The organism is Galbibacter marinus (assembly GCF_000300875.1).
Lineage (GTDB): Bacteria > Bacteroidota > Bacteroidia > Flavobacteriales > Flavobacteriaceae > Galbibacter > Galbibacter marinus.
Window position 1 is genome coordinate 102,052 of sequence record NZ_AMSG01000001.1, and the last position, 15,890, is coordinate 117,941.

The 15,890-nt window shown below is 36.9% G+C and carries 15 protein-coding genes; 9 read left to right on the forward strand and 6 right to left on the reverse strand.

Annotated features, from left to right (window positions below; genetic code table 11):
* The first annotated feature begins 1 nt into the window (after nucleotide 1).
* From I215_RS00465 to I215_RS00480, 4 genes are all read left to right on the forward strand, one after another.
* Nucleotides 2–658, forward strand: a complete 657-nt coding sequence (locus I215_RS00465) for a DUF4271 domain-containing protein (RefSeq protein WP_008989970.1) — start codon at nucleotides 2–4, stop codon at nucleotides 656–658.
* A 15-nt stretch (nucleotides 659–673) separates the two neighbouring features.
* On the forward strand, nucleotides 674–1,420 hold the full coding sequence (locus tag I215_RS00470) for a uroporphyrinogen-III synthase (protein ID WP_008989971.1): 747 nt from the start codon (nucleotides 674–676) through the stop codon (nucleotides 1,418–1,420).
* 142 nt (nucleotides 1,421–1,562) lie between these two features.
* On the forward strand, nucleotides 1,563–3,341 hold the full coding sequence (locus I215_RS00475; protein ID WP_008989972.1) for a 1-deoxy-D-xylulose-5-phosphate synthase: 1,779 nt from the start codon (nucleotides 1,563–1,565) through the stop codon (nucleotides 3,339–3,341).
* Between the two features lie 54 nt (nucleotides 3,342–3,395).
* Nucleotides 3,396–4,427, forward strand: a complete 1,032-nt coding sequence (locus tag I215_RS00480; RefSeq protein WP_008989973.1) for a DUF3078 domain-containing protein — start codon at nucleotides 3,396–3,398, stop codon at nucleotides 4,425–4,427.
* Here I215_RS00480 and I215_RS00485 read toward each other — a convergent pair.
* The gene (locus I215_RS00485; RefSeq protein WP_008989974.1) at nucleotides 4,424–5,767 is read right to left on the reverse strand and encodes a deoxyguanosinetriphosphate triphosphohydrolase; all 1,344 of its coding nucleotides are present in this window, start codon (nucleotides 5,765–5,767) and stop codon (nucleotides 4,424–4,426) included. The genes I215_RS00480 and I215_RS00485 overlap by 4 nt on opposite strands.
* Before the next feature lie 410 nt (nucleotides 5,768–6,177).
* Between I215_RS00485 and I215_RS00490 the strand changes: the two genes are divergently transcribed.
* Entirely contained in the window at nucleotides 6,178–7,380 is a 1,203-nt protein-coding gene (locus I215_RS00490; protein WP_008989975.1) for a porin, read from the forward strand.
* Nucleotides 7,381–7,423: 43 nt separating this feature from the next.
* On the forward strand, nucleotides 7,424–9,712 hold the full coding sequence (locus I215_RS00495) for an inorganic phosphate transporter (protein WP_008989976.1): 2,289 nt from the start codon (nucleotides 7,424–7,426) through the stop codon (nucleotides 9,710–9,712).
* 136 nt (nucleotides 9,713–9,848) lie between these two features.
* On the opposite strand, the gene I215_RS00500 is transcribed toward I215_RS00495, so the two are convergent.
* Entirely contained in the window at nucleotides 9,849–10,418 is a 570-nt protein-coding gene (locus I215_RS00500) for a DUF3109 family protein (RefSeq protein WP_008989977.1), read from the reverse strand.
* Nucleotides 10,419–10,675: 257 nt separating this feature from the next.
* Here I215_RS00500 and I215_RS00505 point away from each other — a divergent pair, with 257 nt between their 5' ends.
* Genes I215_RS00505 through I215_RS00515 form a run of 3 tightly spaced genes read left to right on the forward strand, consistent with a single transcriptional unit; the run spans nucleotide 10,676 to nucleotide 12,070 of the window.
* Nucleotides 10,676–11,248, forward strand: coding sequence for a MarC family protein (locus I215_RS00505; protein WP_008989978.1), 573 nt, complete (start codon nucleotides 10,676–10,678; stop codon nucleotides 11,246–11,248).
* 11 nt (nucleotides 11,249–11,259) lie between these two features.
* Nucleotides 11,260–11,469, forward strand: coding sequence for a hypothetical protein (locus I215_RS00510; RefSeq protein WP_008989979.1), 210 nt, complete (start codon nucleotides 11,260–11,262; stop codon nucleotides 11,467–11,469).
* Nucleotides 11,462–12,070: an FAD-dependent oxidoreductase gene (locus I215_RS00515; RefSeq protein WP_008989980.1), complete on the forward strand. Its 609-nt coding sequence runs from the start codon at nucleotides 11,462–11,464 to the stop codon at nucleotides 12,068–12,070. Before I215_RS00510 ends, I215_RS00515 begins: the two co-directional genes overlap by 8 nt.
* Before the next feature lie 16 nt (nucleotides 12,071–12,086).
* Here the strand turns inward: I215_RS00515 and I215_RS00520 are convergent, their stop codons facing one another.
* The 4 genes from I215_RS00520 to I215_RS00535 all read right to left on the reverse strand — a co-directional run bounded on the left by I215_RS00520 (nucleotide 12,087) and on the right by I215_RS00535 (nucleotide 15,740).
* Nucleotides 12,087–13,703: a S41 family peptidase gene (locus I215_RS00520; protein WP_008989981.1), complete on the reverse strand. Its 1,617-nt coding sequence runs from the start codon at nucleotides 13,701–13,703 to the stop codon at nucleotides 12,087–12,089.
* Nucleotides 13,704–14,138, reverse strand: a complete 435-nt coding sequence (locus I215_RS00525; protein WP_008989982.1) for a deoxycytidylate deaminase — start codon at nucleotides 14,136–14,138, stop codon at nucleotides 13,704–13,706.
* A gap of 147 nt (nucleotides 14,139–14,285) precedes the next feature.
* Complete coding sequence (locus I215_RS00530) at nucleotides 14,286–14,873, reverse strand: HupE/UreJ family protein (protein WP_008989983.1); 588 nt, start codon at nucleotides 14,871–14,873, stop codon at nucleotides 14,286–14,288.
* Nucleotides 14,874–15,011: 138 nt separating this feature from the next.
* Nucleotides 15,012–15,740: a TerB family tellurite resistance protein gene (locus I215_RS00535; protein WP_008989984.1), complete on the reverse strand. Its 729-nt coding sequence runs from the start codon at nucleotides 15,738–15,740 to the stop codon at nucleotides 15,012–15,014.
* Between the last annotated feature and the right edge of the window lie 150 nt (nucleotides 15,741–15,890).

Here is a 15,890-nt window from a genome sequence, read left to right on the forward strand (position 1 = left end):
TTTGGATCAAACACTTAGAAATATTGACAATCATTCCATAGAAACAATATTACTTACAGTTGCTTTGGTGTGTTTAACGGTAGCAAAGTTTAAAAATGAACAAAAGTTTCATTCATTTATCATGCTTTTTGTTAATTATCAATACCTCAAGATCTATAGTAAAGAACCTGGGCAAACTACCTCAACATTTAACTTATTGTTGTTCATTGTTCAAATGATCTCCTTCTCTCTTGTACTGTGGATAGCTCTACCCTATTTCGATCCAAACCATGAGGTTAATTTCTACCTCATCATGCCTTTTTTAATTCTATTTATTCTTTTCAAATTCTATTTAGAAAAACTAATTGCGACCATTTTTGACATCAATAAGTTCACAGAAAGTTTTCATTTTCACAAGGTGACTTATAGAAATCTAACCTCATTATTACTACTTCCAATGATTAGTTTATTCATTTACAGTAATTTAAGTAGTATAATTGCATTATACGCAATACTTCTATGTTTTTGTTTATTAAATGTTATAGCTTTCGTTTTAACTTTAAGAAATCATCAAAAATTGATTCAAAAATATTTATTTTATTTTATTTTGTATCTTTGCACGCTAGAAATAGCACCTTATTTATTACTGATAAAATTTTATTTCGGAGATAAGGTATAAACGAATCATATATTTATGAAAGTTAAGACAATTCTGGTTTCTCAACCCGAGCCCAAGGTAGAAAATTCACCGTATTTGAGATTGGTAGAAAAGCAAAAAATCAAGGTTGACTTTAGACCATTCATTCATGTAGAAGGAGTAAATGCAAAAGATGTAAGACAACAAAAAATTGACTTAACACAGTTTACAGCAATTATACTAACTAGTAGAAATGCAGTAGACCATTTTTTTAGAATTGCAGAGGACATGCGATTCAAAGTTCCAGACTCCATGAAGTATTTCTGTCAGTCGGAAGCGGTTGCTTATTACCTACAAAAATACGTAGTATACCGAAAAAGAAAGATTTACGTAGGGACACGTACCTTTCAAGAGCTTGCTCCACTGATCAAAAAGTACAAGGACGAAAAATTCCTTTTACCATCATCGGATGTACTAAAACCTATAGTACCTGAGACTTTAGATGATTTAAAAGTTAACTGGACAAGAGCTATCCTTTATAAAACAGTGATTAGTGATTTATCGGATTTAAGAGATGTTTATTACGATATCTTAGTGTTTTTCAGCCCTTCAGGAATTGAATCATTATTAAAGAATTTCCCTGATTTCAAGCAAAACGACACGCGAATTGCAGTTTTTGGAAACACAACGGTGAAGGCGGCTACCGAAGCAGGACTTCGTATTGACATCGAGGCTCCAACACCAGAAACACCTTCGATGACTATGGCCTTGGAGAAATATATTTCCAAAGTCAATAAGAAATAAGAACAATATAAAAAAAATCGACACTAAAGGCTTTGGAGAAAATTCCAAGGCCTTTTTGTTTGTAACTATCACAACAAGTTTTGAAATCTTTAAAATACAGCAAAAATTAATTTAAACTTAAAAACAGTTGTATTTTTGCACCATGAACCCATATGCTTTATTAGAGACGATCAATGACCCTGCCGATTTACGGAATATGCCTGAAGAGCAATTGGGTGAACTCGCAAAGCAGCTCAGGGAATATATCATTGAAATTGTCGCAACCAAAGAGGGTCATTTGGGAGCGAGCCTAGGAGTGGTTGAGCTAACCATTGCCCTTCATTATATTTTTAACACTCCTGATGATCTACTAGTTTGGGATGTAGGTCATCAAGCCTACGGACACAAAATACTAACAGGTCGTAGGGAACAATTTCATACCAATAGGCAACTTGGTGGTATAAGTGGATTTCCAAAAAGAACTGAAAGTGTCTTTGATACTTTCGGTACTGGCCATAGTTCCACTTCAATATCAGCAGCACTGGGCATGGCCATGGCTTCTAATTTTAAAGGAGAAAAAGAAAAACATCATATCGCAGTTATTGGCGATGCCTCTATTGCCAGTGGAATGGCCTTTGAGGCCCTTAACCACGCAGGTGTAAGTCAGGCGAACCTTTTAATTATCCTCAACGACAATGCCATTGGAATTGATCCTAGTGTAGGAGCCTTAAAAGAATATTTAACTAATATAAAAGTAGATCGAAAACTAGCCAAAAATAACATCATACGAGCATTGAATTTTGATTACAGTGGCCCAATAGATGGACATAATTTACCTAGATTACTAAAAGAACTAAAACGACTACAGAAGAAAAAGGGTCCAAAGTTTTTACATGTCATCACCACCAAAGGAAAAGGATTGCGCCAAGCCGAACAGGATCAAGTTCGTTACCATGCGCCTGGCAAGTTTGACAAAAATTCAGGAGAGTTACTGCCAAAACCAAAGGGGGACTTACCTCCCAAATACCAAGATGTTTTTGGTCACACCATAGTTGAGTTAGCTGAAAAGAATGCAAACATCGTCGGTATTACTCCAGCAATGCCAACGGGAAGTTCTCTTAAATACATGATGGAGAAATTTCCAGAGCGTGCCTTCGATGTTGGAATCGCTGAACAACACGCCGTAACGTTTGCTGCAGGAATGGCTACTCAAGGCTTAAATGTCTTTTGTAACATCTATTCCACTTTTTTACAAAGAGCCTATGACCAATTGATTCACGATGTAGCTCTTCAAAGAATTCCCGTGATTTTCTGCTTAGACAGAGCTGGTCTAGTAGGCCAAGATGGAGCAACTCATCACGGAGTTTTTGATTTAGCATTTCTACGATGCATTCCCAATCTCATTATATTTGCTCCTAGGGATGAGGTAGATCTGAGAAATATTATGTATACTGCTCAATTAGGGCTTTCAGATCCTATTGCCATCCGCTATCCACGAGGCAGAGGAAAGAACCTTGATTGGAAAAAACCCTTTTCACAGATCACCATTGGAAAAGCAAAACAATTAAGTAAGGGCAATAAGATAGCGGTTATCTCTATTGGAACCATTGCAGAAAACGTTAGCCAAGCTATTTCAATACTCTCCGCAGAGAAGCAAATCGCACATTATGACTTGAGGTTCTTAGCCCCTTTAGACTCCGAGCTTCTCCATGAAATATTTAAACAGTACCAAATTATTTTCACAGTGGAAGACGGCGTTTTAAATGGCGGTATGGGAAGCGCTATTAGTGAATTCACAACTAAGTACAATTACAACTACCAAAAGGTAGTATCTTTGGGGGTTGAAGAACAATTTATAGAACATGGAACCGTTGAAGAATTACAACAAATTGTAGGTATTGACCCAAAATCGATGGCTAAACAATTTGAAAGATTTTTATAACATAACTATTTTTAGCATTTTTGCAAAGTATAAAAACCTATTATTCAGCTAATAATGAAAGGATATCTTATAATTTTTTGTGTTTTTTGCTGCTATATTAGCCAAGCTCAAATCCAAAAACAAGAACAAGAAGTCTATACTAATCCAAAAACCCAGGAGGTATTTATTATCAAAGGCATGGACACCATTAACCTTTCCAAGGTTATCAGTGAATACAAGCCACTTCCTCCTCGCTGGAAAAAAGTTAATAAAATAGGAATGAATGTCAGTGAGATTGCATTTATCAACTGGAGTGCAGGGGGAAATAATTCTATCAGCGGATTGAGTAACGCACTTTTCGAGCGAAACTATAAGCATGAAAAAGTGCAGTGGAATAACGAATTAATTATGCGTTTTGGACTAAACATTCAAGATGGCCAAAAGATAAGAAAATCAGAGGACGCTTTGGCTATAAACTCGACTTTAGGTTTTAGAATGGATAATTTATCAAACTGGTATTTTTCTGCAAAGGCCAATTTTAATACCCAGTTTGCCAAAGGTTATAAGTATCCAGATCGGGACAATCCGATCTCTCAATTTATGGCTCCTGGTTATTTTCTATTTGGTTTTGGTAGTGAGTATTCTCCTGAAGGAAAGGATCTAAAGCTTTACCTTTCTCCAATCACACAAAAGTCAACCTTTGTACTAGACCAAGACTTGGCAGATCAAGGCGCTTTTGGTGTGCCTAAAGCGGAATACGATGCCAATGGAGTCAAAATACGTGATGGACAAAACGTTGATACAGAAATTGGAATTCTCGTTACCAATTCTTATCAGACCAAAATCTATGACAATATGTTCTTGTCTAACCGTATAACACTCTATACCGATTATCTGAACAGCTTTGGAAATGTCGACATCAACTGGCTGATTGACGTTGAATTAAAGGTAAACGAATATGTGGTAGCCAATGTAGGAACTCAATTAATATACGATAATGACATTAAGTTTGAAGAACGCACCCTAGCCAATGGAGAGAAATTCTCTTACAGCCCTAAAGTGCAGTTCAAGCAATCTTTAGGTGTTGGTGTGGTCTATAACTTTTAAACCACCTTTGCACTGATCTTATTGTAAATTAACAAAGCGTTGCCATCTGTTAAACCAGCGATAAACTGTGCCACTGCCATAAGTCCTTTATAGACACCCTGATCAAGCACAAGGTATTTCTTAGGAATTAAATTCATCACTAAATTATCGTAGTTGGTGGTTCGGTTTTGGATGGCTCGAATAACTGCTCCACAGAATGTGTCTAATAGCTGATTGAGAATTTTATATCCGACAATTTCTTTTTGGATAACCTCATCGCTCTGATAGATCTTCTCAACACTTAGATTAATGATATCTTCAACTTGAGCTTTGTAGGCAGACTTCTCCAAAAGAGAACAATGGAAATCCCCATTTAATATTGCTGTTTCATTCTCTAAAAACACCCTAGTAGCATCTTGGATTAATGTACTGATTGAAAGAGCTCTTAAATAACCTAATCGGTCCTCTGTTGTGCTTAATTCGTGGTATTTTTTGGTATTAATACTGTCCTTAACTAGTTTAATCAAGTATTCTAGGGCAAATTCTTCCTGGATTAAACCTAGGTTAATACCATCCTCAAAATCAATAATCGTATAACATATATCGTCGGCTGCCTCCACTAAAAACGTCAAAGGATGTCTGGCGAAGGAAACGTGATCTCCTTGTCGTGTTTGTTTCAAACCTAATTCATTGGCAACATCTATAAACAACTGTTTTTCCGACTGAAAAAACCCAAATTTCTTATCTGAGATTTGTTGAGTTGGACGTTTGGGTAGAGATTCTTTAGGGTACTTCATAAAAGCTCCTAAAGTAGCATAACTAAGGCGAAGCCCACCTGAGATTCCTTGACGGGTTTCTGTCAAGATTCTAAAACCATTAGCGTTGCCTTCAAAGTCTATTAAATCTTGATACTCTTTGCCGCCTAGCTGATCTTTATAAATTTCTCCATTACCCGATTTAAAATATTCGCCTATAGCCTTTTCTCCTGAATGACCAAATGGTGGGTTTCCAATATCATGTGAGAGCGCTGCTGCTGCAACAATGGCTCCAAAATCATTAAATCGGTAGCCGTGAATTTCACTTAAATAAGGATGTTTTTCAAGTACCTTTTTACCCACCGACCTTCCAAGGCTACGCCCAACAACCGATACTTCGAGGCTATGGGTAAGTCGGGTATGAACAAAATCCGTCTTGGAAAGTGGAATCACTTGTGTTTTATCTTGAAGACTCCGAAAAGCCGAAGAAAAGATGATTCTATCAAAGTCAACCTCAAACCCCAATCTGGTTTCGTCTTGCTCTTTGCGAAGCCTTTTATTTTTATCTCCATGACGTTTTAACGACAGTAATGATTCCCAATTCATGTTTTTGTTTATTTGTTGTGCAAGATACTGCTAAGATTGCGTAATATTAAAATTCCCTTTGAAAAATCACTCCCTGATTTCCTTTAAAGGTTAATGATTTTTTAAACTTTAGTTGACACTATCTTTACCACTTTCATTGACCTTTGCAGCAGTAAAAACAAAAGATATTTCACCAACTTTTAGTTTTTGTCGACTTAAGTTTTGAAATAGAAAGCTGTCTGATAAAACAGGCAGCTTCACTTTTTTACAGTTCAATATAATTGTGAAGAGCCAAGATTAGGTTATTGAATTAAAAATGTGTCGTTTAGAATAAAAAGTTAACACAATTATTTTTAATAACTTAACATACAGGAAACAATTTCTTAACTTTATATACTGTTCTTTGCAGCGACAAAAACTAAAATATTGGAATGAAAAATTTGGTAGGGGCATTTTTGCTTGGTCTATTTATGAGTTCTTTTGGCAATGCACAGGATATCCAGGGCCCGCGTTTTGGTAAAGGCATTTTAAATATAAGCGGTAAAGACAGTACATGGAGTATGAATTTCACTACTAGATTCCAATTATTAGGAAGTGGGACATGGCAGGAGAATCAAGATGGAGGCACAGATTTTAACAGTAATTTTCTAGTTAGAAGGGCACGTTTAAAATTTGAGGGCTTTGCTTTTACTAAGAATCTCACATATAAGTTAGAAATAGGACTGGCCAATCAAGATATCGATGGTGCTTCGTATTACACTGACTACGCGGATAAGATTATCCAAGACGCCTACATCCAATGGAAATTTTACAAAAACCTTAGTATTAAAGCCGGTCAGGCCAAATTACCTGGAAATATCGAGCGATTAATTTCTTCGGGTAGTTTACAGTTTGTAGACCGTTCCCTTTTAAATAAAGAGTTCAACATCGATCGAGACATCGGACTTCAATTACTCAACGAACATTATCTAACTCCTACATTTTTAATTCGTGAACAATTGGCATTCTCTCAAGGAGATGGTCGTAACGTTACCGTGGGAAACATGGGAGGGTACCAGTACACAGGACGTATAGAATTACTTCCACTTGGAATCTTTAAAAATGACAATGAAATGGAAGGTTCTGCTTTGGAGCGCGAGGACAAACCACGGCTAATGATTGCAGTGGCTTATGATTATAATGATGATGCCGTAAACACTCAGAGCAACAGAGGTGATTTTATGGGAATTGAGGAGAATCTATACCAAACTGACATCACCACAATGTTTGCTGATGTTGTGTTTAAATACAAGGGCGTTTCCTTATTAGCCGAATATGCTAATCGCTCAGCCGAGGATGCTATCGCCAAAGACGACCAAGGCATCCCAACGGGTGATGTAGTTAGAACTGGAAATGCGTTTAATATTCAAGGAGGGTATCTATTTGACAGTAATTGGGAATTAAGTGGACGTTATACCCATGTGGATTTAGATCAGGAAGTTCGAAGCATCATGGAAGAAAACCAGTACACCCTTGGGGTATCAAAATATATTGTGGGACATAACTTAAAATTACAAACGGATATTAGTTATGCCACATTTGCCGATCAAAGTGATATGGTAATGGCAAGATTACAATTAGAAATACAATTTTAAAAAAAGAGATTGTTTAGCAATCTGAATATTTTATTTTAACACTATGGAAAATATCTATTTACTTATGATTGTTGCCTTGGCTATTTTGGCCTTTGGCGATTTAATAGTTGGGGTGAGCAATGATGCGGTGAATTTCCTGAACTCAGCTATTGGCTCCAAAGCCCTTCCTTACAAGACGATTTTAGCCATTGCTTGCGTGGGTATTTTCATCGGAGCCACCTTTTCGAGTGGAATGATGGAAGTTGCTAGAAAAGGTATCTTCTTACCAGGTGAATTCATGTTCAATGAGATCATGATTATTTTTATGGCAGTCATGATTACCGACATATTGCTCTTGGATTTTTTCAACACTCTTGGAATGCCAACCTCAACCACTGTCTCCATAGTATTTGAATTATTAGGAGCAGCTGTGGCAGTGGCATTAATAAAGATCGCAGGTAATGAAAATGAAACTGTAGCGGATCTCTCTAAGTATATTAACTCAGATAACGCTATTCAAATTATTGTAGGGATATTGCTCTCGGTGGTAATCGCCTTCACCATCGGTGCAATAGTCCAATTTATATCAAGACTTGCCTTTACTTTTCAGTTTGAGCAAAAAATGAAATATGCAGGCGCCATCTTTAGTGGGATAGCGCTCAGTAGTATTACCTATTTTATTTTCTTTAAAGGACTAAAAGGCACTCCTTTTTACGATTATATTGCGCATCTCATTGAAGGGAGTGAATTATTAATTTCATTAGGCTGTCTAGTCGTATGGACACTATTTTCATACCTCTACTTAAATGTTTTCAAAAAGAACGTGCTGGTAATTGTTATTGCCGCAGGTACATTCGGGCTTGCATTGGCCTTTGCTGGAAATGACTTGGTAAACTTTATCGGGGTTCCGATAGCAGCTTGGCATTCATATGAAGCTTGGATAAACTCAGGAATTCCAGCAGATCAATTTGCAATGGGATCCTTAGCAGAAAAAGTGCCAACAGAACCAATCCTTTTATTTATCGCTGGCGCAGTGATGGTGTTAACACTCTGTTTTTCAAAAAAAGCAAAAGCTGTAACAGAAACCGAAATCAATCTTTCAAGACAAACTGAAGGAAAAGAGAAGTTTCAACCAAACCTCCTATCTAGATTAGTTGTAAGGTTATCAACTAAAACAGCAAATAGTATTAATTATATTTTACCTAAGTCAACACAGCAGAACATCAATGCTCGTTTTTCAAAACCGGAATTTGATGAGAAAAACGCAGCACTAAAGGATGCCCCTTCATTTGATCTCATTAGAGCTTCGGTAAACCTTATGGTAGCTGGTATATTAATTGCAATCGCAACCACTCAAAAATTACCGCTCTCCACTACCTACGTAACTTTTATGGTAGCAATGGGGTCCTCATTAGCCGATAGAGCTTGGGGACGTGAGAGCGCAGTTTACCGCGTAGCAGGAGTTTTCAATGTTATTGCTGGATGGTTTTTCACGGCCATCATAGCCTTTGTAGCCTCGGCAACCATCGCCTATTTAATTTACATCGGAGGCTCAACAGCAATTGCTATTCTTTTATTTGTTGCCGTTTTACTCTTGGCAAGGAATTACATCATTTATAAGAAAAAAACTAGCACTACAAGAGAAGAAGATAGCTTAAACAAAGCTGAAAGCAGCTCTATCCAAGGCGTAATAGAAGAAAGTGCCGACAATATAGCAGCTGTTGCTAACCGAGCTAGAAAAATATATAATGGTTCTATGATTGGACTCTCGAAAGAGGACCTTCCTCTACTTAAAAAGTCCAAAAAAGGAAACGCTAAACTCAGCGCTGAAATTGATGATCTTCAAGAAAGCGTCTTTTATTTCATTAAGAATTTGGATGATTCAAGTGTGATGGCCAGCCATTTCTATATCAATATTTTGAGTTATCTCCAGGATATGTCTCAATCTCTTGAATATATCGGAAAGGCCTCATACAAACACGTGAATAACAATCACAAAAAATTAAAATTCAATCAAACACGTGAATTACTAGACAATCAAAATGAAATTGAATCATTATTCAACAACATTAAAAAGACATTTGATAAAAGAGCATTTGAGGACATTCATGAATTGATAGAAACGAAAGATGTCTTATTGGCGAGTATCAATTTAAAAATTGAAAAACAAATATCTAGAACAAGAACTGAGGAGTCAAGTCCAAAAAACACTTCTTTGTATTTCAATCTGCTCACAGAGACTAAAGATCTTGTGGTAGCCACCATGAATTTGCTGGAACTGTATCATCAGCAATACGTTAATGCTGCAGCGGTGGAGACTACACTGCCTGAGGAAACTGAAGAGAAACTCTAGAAATCAGTCAACAGTTAACCTAAAAAAGGGTAGCTATTAGGATCTATTAAGCTCCTTATAGCTACCCTTATTTTTTTGGTTATTATAGTTTAGATCTAGTTGTATGTTTTTGGAAGTTCAAAAAGAAAAAAATTTCTTAACGACCCATTTCCTTCGCGGTCTTTTCAAGTTCATCATACCAAGATTGACCGAATTTATCAATTAAGGCTTGCTTTACAAACTTGTATACTGGAACTTGAAGCTCCTTACCTAAACTACAAGCATCATCGCAGATATGCCATTTATGATAATTTACTGCAGCAAAATCCTGATATTGTCTCACGCGGATAGGATACAAGTAACACGAGATCGGCTTCTTCCAATCCACAGCACCTGCATTGTAGGCTTGTTCAATCCCACAGAGTACAGTTCCGTTGTCCGAAAAAGTCACATATGCACATTCACTTCCTCCAACCAAAGGTGTTTCCCACTCCCCGTCTAAACCTTTTACATAAGTTCCTTGCTTTTCAATAGCAGCAACACCTTCAGGACGAAGAAAAGGTTTGACTTTAGGATAAATTTCATCTAAAATCTTTCTTTCCTCTTCTTCCACCGGAGCACCTGCCTCTCCATCAACACAACACTCTCCTTTACAGGCAGTGATATTACATACAAAATCATTTTCTATGATTTCTTCCGACACTATGGTTTTACCTATCTGAAACATGCTGCAAATATACTCCTTTTTACAAACTAAAGATGATCTGAAATAGGCAGACCCGCTAATACCTGTTATAGTTTAAATTACTAACCAGAAAAAATGTAATCACTCTACAACCAAACTCTAATAATTCCTATGCGTACTGAAACTGACCTTATTACAATAAAGTGCAAGAAGAAAATTGAGAAATAATTTTGTGCTAAATGTTAATAATAATCGAAATGTTGTTATAGCTTTGCATCGTTTTTTAAATAGGCAAAACCATGAACTTTGATTTTAAAGAAATAGTAACTGCAGGAATGATCCTTTTCGCTGTTATCGATATACTTGGAAGCATTCCTATCATTGTTGATCTACGTAATAAGGTGGGGCAGATTCAGTCAGAAAAGGCATCTCTAATTGCAGCTATTTTAATGATTGCATTTCTGTTTATTGGAGAGACTATCCTAAATTTAATTGGGATTGATGTAAATTCATTTGCCGTTGCTGGTGCTTTTGTAATTTTCTTTCTAGCCATTGAAATGATATTGGGAATTTCATTGTATAAAGATGACGCACCCTCAACTGCATCTGTGGTTCCATTAGCCTTCCCTTTAATTGCAGGTGCTGGAACTATGACATCTCTCTTATCACTTCGAGCTGAATATTATGTTGAGAACATCATTGTTGCCATTATTTTAAATGTCATTATTGTTTATATAGTGTTAAAGTCTTCGACAAAAATAGGAAGATGGCTAGGAAAATCAGGTTTGGCTGTGATACGAAAAGTATTTGGCGTAATTTTGTTGGCCATTGCTGTAAAGTTATTTGCAAGTAATGTAACTGGTTTATTTTAAAAATTTTGTACATGAAAACCTTTGTCGTAATTCTCGTTCTTATTGCCGTTAGTATGATTGGTGTAAACATCACCATGTTGGATTTTGATAACCCTTTAGAGGGTGATAGCTTGGTCGCTGTTATAGGAATTGGTGCTGCTCTTGCAGCGGTATTACTTTTAGCCATTTTTTGGCAATCCAGAAGAATACAAGAACTCATCAAGGACAAAAGTAATGTATGATGCAATAGTTGTAGGTGCAGGTGCTGCGGGTCTTCAATGCGCCTTGGTATTAGGCTCGGCTATTAAAGCCCCTTATGCCGCAGATAAACGCATTGGCATTATCATGCATCAAAAAGCTTCACATTTGCAATCAGCACTTTTAAATAATGTGCTAGGAGTGGCGTCACAAACCTCTGGAAAGGACATTTTAGCCTCTGGTAAAGATCAATTAACCACAAATTACCCACATGTGGAGCAAATTGCTAGTCAAAAGGTAATTGCCCTTCAGGGTGAGGCAGGAAGTTATACTATAACCACTAACAAAGGAACTTACCGATCAAAAATCGTGGTGATTGCTTTGGGTTATACAGATGTTTTCTCCATCAAGGGTCTTATGAACCTAGTAGAACCGCACGCCCTAAGTCCTAAAGAGAAAAACCGTATTCAACTTAAGAACACACAGCACAAGGTTAAAGAAGGATTATATGTTGCTGGAACACTCGCAGGGTGGAGAAGTCAGTTCGCCATAGCTGCTGGAAGTGGAGCTCAGGTTGCCACCGATATTCTTACCGAGTGGAATAACGGGAAACACACCAAGGTACACGACAAAATAACTTCCTAGAGGCTTTAAGAATTATTTAATGATCCGCCACCTCTTCTGGAGCGATCTGTTCTTCAATCAGATGCAATACTGCCTCAATCATAGGATCATCCTGGCTAAGAATTTGTTGCTTGATATTCTCATCATACAATTGCTCTGCCAATATAGCTTTAATGTGTAATTTAAGATCTTCCCTATAGGGATCTAAATCAATTTTAAGTCCTTTTTCATCAGCGTAGTAGATAAAGTCATCAACAGTTTGATCATCGATAAAGACTGTTTGCTGAAATTCATCCGATGTAAGGTCATTGTACAGATCACGGTGGCTATCTAAATACTCAAACACATAGAATGACATAAAACCTGAGTCCATCAAAGTATTTACCCATCCATCCATTTGTGAAGATCCAAGAGGAACAAATACATCAGGTATAATTCCACCGCCACCGTAAACGATTTTACCTTTGGGTGTTTTATACACCAAGGAATCGTCTACTTTTATACTATCGGCAGATCGTAATTCACCGTTCTCATAACGCTTATAAAACTGATTATAGTAATCCTTTGTACCATTATCATAGGATCGTTGTATCGACCTTCCAGTTGGAGTATAGTATCGTGAGACGGTCAAACGAACAGCCGATCCATCTCCTAAACTCATCTCACGCTGAACAAGTCCTTTCCCAAAGGATCTCCTACCTACAATAATTCCGCGATCGTTATCCTGAACAGCTCCAGCGATGATTTCACTAGCCGATGCGGACTTCTCATTAATCAGTATATATATATCCTCATCCTCAAAGGAACCTTTCTTGGTAGCAAAAGCCTTATTTATTGCCCCGCTTTTATTTTTTGTAAACAGGATCAGTTTTCCATCCTCTAAAAACTCATCTGCCATTGCTTCAGCAATTCCCAAATACCCTCCAGGATTATCACGCAAATCCAAAATCAACTTATTAGCTCCGCCTAACTCAAGGGCAAGCAAGGATGCTTTAAACTCATCATAAGTGCTTTCTGCAAATCGATTCACCCTGATATATCCAATAGAATCTTTAATCAAAAATGTAGCGTCCACACTGCGAAGTGGCACCTCAGAACGCTTAATCTTAAGTTGTATTGTTTTATCTTCGATCGGCCGGTAGATGCTCATATCAACATTGGTGTTTTTATCACCCTTTAAAATGTCTACGATTTCGTCACTTCGAAGTCCTCGCCCGTATAAGGTGTCCTTATTGGCAATTAAAATTCGGTCGCCTGAACGAATGCCTGCAACTTTACTTGGACCACCTACAATAGGCCTAATGACCACAAGGCTATCTCTGTACATTCTAAAACTAATACCAACACCAACAAAATCACCTTTCATATTATCAGCAACTTGTTCTATTTGTTGTTTTGGTATGTAAACAGAATGTGGGTCGAGTTTTTCAAGTATATTGTTTACCGTAACATCAACAATACTATCTGTATTGACATCATCCACATATTCATACTCTATATAATCTATTAGACGATTAAGTTTATCTTTTTCTGAATTTGTAGAAAAGAGCTTCTCCCCTGTATCACTGTAATTTAAATTACCTCCAATATAAATACCAGCGGCTAAAGTTGCAGCTAAAATTAAGGGCAATAAATAACTTCTCTTTTTAAACATTTAGTCGTCTTCTATATCAGCCATATGCAGCAGTTCTACTCCTGCTTTTTCTAAAAAATCTAGGCCTTCACAATCTTTATATGCATTTAAATACACTACCCGTTTAATCCCAGCTTGATGGACAAGTTTACTACACTCCTTGCAGGGAGATAAGGTAATGTACAAGGTAGCTCCCACACAGGATTGCGTTGACGAGGCGACTTTTAAAATGGCATTAGCCTCGGCATGCAAAACATACCATTTTGTATACCCTGATTCATCTTCACAGTAATTTTCAAATCCAGTAGGTGTCCCATTATATCCATCTGATATAATCATTCTATCTTTTACAATAATCGCGCCAACTTGTTTGCGTTTACAATGTGAGAGTTTACCCCATTCTAAAGCCATTCGCAAATAAGCTCGATCATAACGTCTTTGTTTCTTATCAACCATAGATATTGAAGTCAAAAAAAGCAACGTACTTCGTTGCCACCTTATCTTAAGGCTAAGATAACGGCTTTATCCTTTAATCACAACAAGTTAAAGAGATAAGAAAATAATTTTAACACTTCAAGGGGTGTATAAAAAAATAAGATTGTCTTAACCCACAAGGCATGTTTCTAATAATAAAGGGATTACCACACCAATAACAATGGAGGCAACCACTAAAATCCAATCTCTTTTGTTAAACCTAAAAATGGTTTGTAGGATAAATGCTGCTAGAAGTACCAAGAAAACCACAATCAACTGTGCTGCTTCGATTCCTAACGCAAACTCCAAAAGCGGCACGATCTTATTGGAACTAGATTCTACTATTTGTTTAAAATAGGTAGAAAACCCAAGACCGTGAATCATCCCAAAAAATAAAGTGACAAAAAAATGCAGTCCAAATGATTCTTTATAGTTCTTCCTACCTGCAGTAAAAACATGAAATAAAGCCGTGATAAAAATGGTAATTGGAATTAGACATTCCACAAGGCTTGAATTTATATGAATCACACCGTAGGTCGCCAAAATAAGCGAAAGGGTATGTCCTATAGCAAACAAAATAACTAGCCAAAAGGCTCGTTTCCAATTCGCAAAAGTGTAGGGCACGATTAGTGCTATAAAAAATAACAGATGGTCGTACGCATTAAGGTTAAAAACGTGGTCAAAGCCAAGCTTAAAATAGAACCAAAATTGATCCATATTGATAGGTTTTTGGGTTTCTCAAACTTACAATTAATTTAATGCAATTCAAACTAAGGAATATCATTTAAGCCTTCATTTTCCCAATACAATTTCTTGAACACTATTTTAGATGATTCTAAGGTGTTTTTGGAAGTTTTACATCCCGCGCTCTTGTTGGATTTGTTCGTATGCCATTTGTACCTGCCTGAATTTTTCTTCGGCACCTTTTTTAATCGCTGGATCATCGGTAATCACCTTATCTGGGTGGTATTTTTTAACCATTTTACGATAAGCAGTCTTCACATCCGAATCACTAGATTCTGGTTCCACTTCAAGTATCTTATAAGCATTATTTGTACTCTTTACAAACATGGCCATAATGCTTTCAAAATCTCTTGGATACACCCTCAAATAGCCAGCGATTTCTTTAATTTTACTTAATTCTGCTTCAGAGATTGCACCGTCTGCATTGGCAATCCCAAAAAGGAAATGTAATAATTGAAGTCGAACTTCATAACGGGTTCGTTGGTTGAGGAAAGCGCAAATTCGTGGAGCAGAAACCACGCGCTCCTTCACGACTTCATTAAAAGTTCTAAAAATGGCATTCGCTTTATCTTTGCCATAGGTTGAAATAAAGTAATTCCTTACGTAGTGCAGTTCGTTTTGATTTACTGTCCCATCGGCTTTAATGACGATGGAACACAAAGAAAGTAGGTTCAACTCGAAATCTGCTGGTGATACCTGTCGCCTATCATTCATGATGGTTTGTACACGCACTCCCCCACCACTTATTCGATCGATAATACTCCCAAGAATAAATCCAGCAACAAGTCCAGGTAAGCCAATAAAAAAATATCCTCCTAGGGTGAAAATCAATTTAAACATCCAATCTTATTTTCAATTGCCAAATATAAGATTAAAAATTATCAGGGTAAAAAAACTAGGGATTCTCAAATCCATTACAAATATAATATCACCTTTGGATCTAAACCCTAGCCTTTTCGGTAAATTCTTAAGTGAAAAGTGTAGGTTTTT